Genomic DNA, 634 nt, shown 5'->3' on the forward strand with positions numbered 1-634 from the left:
CTATGTATACGATAAGCTGAAATCAGATATATTGGATTTGAAACTGGAGCCGGGCCGTTTTATTTCAGAAAAAGATATAATCGAGATGCTGAAGGTTAGCAGAACACCCATTAGGGAAGCATTCGTTAAGCTTTCGCAAGAGGGACTTATTGAAACGATACCCCAGCGAGGTTCATTTATTTCTCTCATTGATCTGGATATGGTGGAAGAGTCACGCTTCGTGCGGGAAACGCTGGAAAGTACGATCGTCAGGCTGGCATGCGAGCAGCTTAAGGCTGAACAAGTGCTGCAGCTGCTAAATTTGATTGCCCTGCAAGAGCTCTGTATCGAAGAAAAAAACTATAAGCGATTGTTTGAGCTCGACGATGAGTTTCACAAAACGATTATCATCGGATGTGGGAAGCTCCGCACATGGAAGCTGCTTCAGGAGCTTAGCGCCCATTACCAGAGGGTGAGGATGCTGCGCCTTGCTGCAAACGATGATTGGCACATCATTTTGAGCCAGCACCGTGCAATCGTAACGGCAATTAAGGACAAGGACGCAGATGCGGCGGAAAAAGTGATGCATGAGCATTTGAATCGTTTTCAACTGGAGAAGGATGAGCTGAAAGAGAAACACCCCGCGTATTTTAAG

1 protein-coding gene is annotated in these 634 nt (G+C 46.1%); it reads left to right on the forward strand.

Annotated elements, in window-relative coordinates; translation table 11 throughout:
* Window positions 1–634: GntR family transcriptional regulator (locus AC1DSE_RS36150; protein WP_477529232.1), on the forward strand; the 634-nt coding region annotated here is incomplete at both ends.

This window comes from Paenibacillus sp. 01L418, from assembly GCF_056400045.1.